Annotated in this window: 4 protein-coding genes; 3 read left to right on the forward strand and 1 reads right to left on the reverse strand. The window is 51.4% G+C overall.

The window, feature by feature from the left end; genetic code table 11:
• Positions 1–262 precede the first annotated feature (262 nt).
• A complete protein-coding gene (locus ABYW01_RS15565; protein WP_193952977.1) occupies positions 263–958 on the reverse strand; it encodes a FadR/GntR family transcriptional regulator in 696 nt (231 codons plus the stop codon).
• A gap of 166 nt (positions 959–1,124) precedes the next feature.
• Between ABYW01_RS15565 and ABYW01_RS15570 the strand changes: the two genes are divergently transcribed.
• Genes ABYW01_RS15570 through ABYW01_RS15580 form a run of 3 tightly spaced genes read left to right on the forward strand, consistent with a single transcriptional unit; the run spans position 1,125 to position 4,019 of the window.
• Positions 1,125–1,922 carry a (Fe-S)-binding protein gene (locus ABYW01_RS15570; RefSeq protein ID WP_372834378.1) on the forward strand — a complete coding sequence of 266 codons (798 nt, stop codon included), beginning with the start codon at positions 1,125–1,127 and terminating at the stop codon, positions 1,920–1,922.
• 15 nt (positions 1,923–1,937) lie between these two features.
• Positions 1,938–3,341, forward strand: coding sequence for a LutB/LldF family L-lactate oxidation iron-sulfur protein (locus tag ABYW01_RS15575; RefSeq protein WP_372834381.1), 1,404 nt, complete (start codon positions 1,938–1,940; stop codon positions 3,339–3,341).
• Between the two features lie 12 nt (positions 3,342–3,353).
• Complete coding sequence (locus tag ABYW01_RS15580) at positions 3,354–4,019, forward strand: lactate utilization protein C (RefSeq protein WP_372834383.1); 666 nt, start codon at positions 3,354–3,356, stop codon at positions 4,017–4,019.
• Positions 4,020–4,190: the final 171 nt, after the last annotated feature.

Here is a 4,190-nt window from a genome sequence, read left to right on the forward strand (position 1 = left end):
CAGCCGCCTCAACAACACCCGGCACAGCCAAAGAAACCAGCAAAGAATACGGAACCAATGAGGGAAGGGACTTAAGTTTCATAACAACTCCTGAAAACGTGATCGCTATCGTGGCAATAACCGACGAGGTAAGAATGGGCGCAGATACTAATTGATATGTTATATTATAACAATAAAGATTTTTGGTGCATAAATGCAGCTCACTGAGATCAGAGGAGTTTTCAATGGGCTTAGACGTGAATTAATTCATCGAGAAAAGGACTTACTCGGTTTTTTCCAATGAGCGCAAGGTGTAAAGAATATGCTCTTCCGCGACACGCCGTGCGGTATCCGCATCGCGATTCATTAAGGCTTTATGGATCTGACTATGCTGAGCGCTGATGCCATCCGGATAGCGTCCAAATTTTTTCAGCGTTCGGGACAACACACCATAGATGGCATTGAAGTAGCGATTGTAGAAGATCTGACTGAAAGAAATAATCAGCAAGTTATGACTGGATTCTGCGATCTGCATATGAAATGTCAGATCTGCTTTAGCCTTCGCCAGCGTGGTGTCTTCACTCCGGGCCTGCATGCGATGAAACTCTTCATCCAAACGCTGCAACTGTTCATCAGAAGCACGCTGTGCCGCGTAATAAGCGGCCTCCCCCTCCAACGCAGCACGAGCTTCCATCACCTGACGCTGAAATTCAAAGTTATCCCCCACCCCTTCCAACGTGAGCTTAAAATGAGGTTCCAGTAAATTACAGCAGCGACTGGCTGCACCGTGGCGTGTTTCTATCAAACCCTGCTGCTCCAGCTGGGTAAACGCCTCACGCACTGTCGAACGGGAAACCTGATGATCTACCGATAACTGACGCTGCGAAACCATCTTTTCACCAGGCACAATCTGCCCGAACAGTATTTTATCGCGTAACTGCTGCACGATTATCTGGCTAAGTCTCTGTTCATCAGACACTGTATTCTCCGCTTCTGGCCGTTCGGCAGACTTCCTTGATATTTGGTCAGACCAGTTACTAGTGTAGCATTTCTTTTATTCCCGCCCTCACCTATCTTTCAGTCATTACAACGAATAATAAATGGGCCAGACGTGAGCATCGGCCCGCAATAACAAGGTGATCCGAATGCCTCATGCTGAACGCCAACCCCGCGTCGGTCTGTTTGTAACTTGTCTGGCCGACATGTTCAGACCTACTGTTGCTTTTGCTACGGTCCGCCTGCTTGAACAAGCAGGATGTATCGTTGAAGTACCAGAAAAACAAACCTGCTGCGGTCAACCCGCCTTTAACTCCGGCGACCGCGACACCACCCGTGATATCGCAAAAATGACCATCGAAGCGTTTGATGGCTACGAATACGTGGTGGGACCGTCGGGCTCCTGCATCGGCATGCTGCACTATTATGTTGACCTGTTCGACGAAGGCGATCCATGGAAACAGCGTGCGGAAGACCTGAAATCCCGTGCCTTTGAAATCACCTCCTTCCTTGTGGATAAAGTTGATTTCGACCAGATCAGCGCACAGTTCGACGGCACGATCACCTATCATGATTCTTGCTCCGGTTTGCGCCAGCTCGGAGTAAAACAGCAACCGCGCAAACTGCTATCCAAGGTCGATAACCTTGAACTGACCGAGATGGAAGAAGCTGAAACCTGTTGTGGTTTTGGCGGGACTTTCTGCGTGAAATACCCGGATATCTCCAACCGTATGGTTTCCAACAAGACTGAATTTATCTCCGAATCAGGCGCTGACACGCTGGTCGGTGGCGATCTGGGCTGCCTGCTGAATATGGCAGGCAAGCTGAAGCGCGAAGGGAAAACAGTTGAAGCCCGCCATGTGGTGGAAATTCTGGCCGGCATGCTGGATCAGCCTGCTATCGGTGAAGCTGACGCGGATAAATACGCGCTGGCACAAAAAGTCTGAGCGGGGAAAAACAGTATGCAAATCAAGAGCCCTGAATTTAAAGAAAACTCCCGCATTGCGCTGAAGGACGTCAACCTGCAAAAAGCGCTGGGCAACCTGAAAGCAGGCTTCCCGGTTAAGCGCGCCCACGCGGTTGACCGGATGCCGGAGTTTGAAGATCTGCGCAATGAAGCCCGCGATCTGAAAAACCACATTCTGGAAAATCTCGATGTTTACCTGGAGCAGTTTGAGTCCAAGGTCGTTGAGAACGGAGGTCACGTACACTGGGCACGCACCTCCGATGATGCCTGTAAAACCATTCTGGATATCTGCCAGCAGGTCGGCGCCAAAACCGTCACTAAAGGTAAATCCATGGTGTCGGAAGAGGTTAACCTGAATGAATACCTGGAAAAGAACGGCGTACAGCCGATCGAAACCGATCTGGGTGAGTACATCCTACAGCTGCGCAATGATCACCCAAGCCATATCATCGCCCCGGCCATCCACCTGAATCTGGAAGATGTATCTGAAGCCTTCCACGAACACCACCATCGTCCGAAGTCCGATGATCCGGCCGTATTGATGCAGGAAGCCCGCGAGATGCTGCGTAAGCAGTTTGTGTCTGCGGATGTCGGTATCACCGGCGCCAATTTCTGTGTCGCGGAAACTGGCTCCACCATTATCGTGACCAACGAAGGTAACGGTGACCTGACTCAGACCTTGCCGAAAACCCATATCGTAATCACCTCTATCGAAAAGGTCGTACCCACGCTGGAAGATATGACTTTGTTCCAGCGATTGTTGGCGCGCTCTGCCACAGGCCAGGAATTTACGGTGTACAACACCCTGTCGACCGGCCCACGTCGCGCGGAAGATCAGGACGGTCCTGAAAATTTCCATGTGGTTCTGGTGGATAACGGACGTAGCGAGATGATCGGATCCGAACTGCAGGACATGCTGCGCTGCATCCGTTGCTCCGCCTGCATGAACCATTGCCCGGTTTACGGCGCAGTAGGTGGTCACAGCTACGGTTGGGTCTATCCGGGTCCTATGGGTTCGGTACTGACACCGCAGATGATTGGTATCGAAAATGCAGGTCTGTTGCCAAACGCTTCCACCTTCTGTGGCAAATGTGAATCGGTATGCCCAGTGAAGATTCCTCTACCGAAGCTGATGCGCCATTGGCGTAACAATGAGTTCGAAAAACACCTGAGCCCTAAAGCAGTGCGCTGGGGTATCTCCGGCTGGGGATTTTTTGCCAAACGCCCTGCGCTCTATCGCTGGGTATCACGCAGTTCCGCCTGGTTTATGCGGACAATAGCAGGCAAAAAAGGCCGTATTAATAAGTTACCTCTGGCCGGTGGCTGGACCGATTGGCGTGATATGCCCGCCCCTGAAGGTAAAACCTTCATGGATCAGTGGAAACAGGGTAAGCGATAACAGGAGCGAACGATGAGTAAAGCAGAGATTTTTGGCAATATCCGTCGCGGTCTGGGACGCGGTGAACCGACAGCCCAACAGCGTGCCGCGGCTGAAAACCGTATCGCCGCTAAGGCGAACAACCTGATTCCCAAACGCGCACAGCTACCACAACCTGAACAGGTAAAACTGTTTAAAGAGATGGCGATTGAAGCCGCCGCTGAACTGATAGAGCTGAACAGCACGTCAGAAGTCCCAATGGCGGTGAGCGAATGGTTACATAAGGAAAACATTCAAGAGTTGGTGACGGCCAGCAGTCAGGAACTGAAGGGCATGGATTGGTCTGCACTCGGAGAGATCGAGCTGACAGAGCGCGTGGCCCAGGCTGGCGACATGGCCAGCATTACCAGCAGCTTTGCCGGGATTGCTGAAACCGGCACCCTGATGCTTCATTCCAGCGCAGACAGCCCCACCACACTGAACTTCCTGCCGGATATTCATATGGTGGTACTGCATGCCTCCACCATCGTGGGGCCCTATGAAGATGCGTGGAAACAACTGCGACTGGCACATAAGGGAGTGATGCCCCGCACCGTGAATATGATTACGGGTCCGTCTCGCAGCGCCGACATCGAGCAGAAACTGCAGATGGGTGCTCATGGACCACGTACGCTTGTTATTTTGCTGATCAACGACTGACAGTCACTGATCCCTGCACACAAGCGCAGTACAGAGTAACAACCTCGCTCCAACCTCTTTAGCCACCCTTGGGTGGCTTCTTTATGGCTATGTCTGAGTAAACTGTTGTAAACCTGCCATTCTTAAATATAAGTATGATGTTTGAGGATGGCATTCCATGAATACGTCAGC

It is taken from the genome of Pontibacterium sp. (assembly GCF_041587635.1).
In the GTDB taxonomy this organism is placed as follows: Bacteria; Pseudomonadota; Gammaproteobacteria; order Pseudomonadales; family Balneatricaceae; genus Pontibacterium.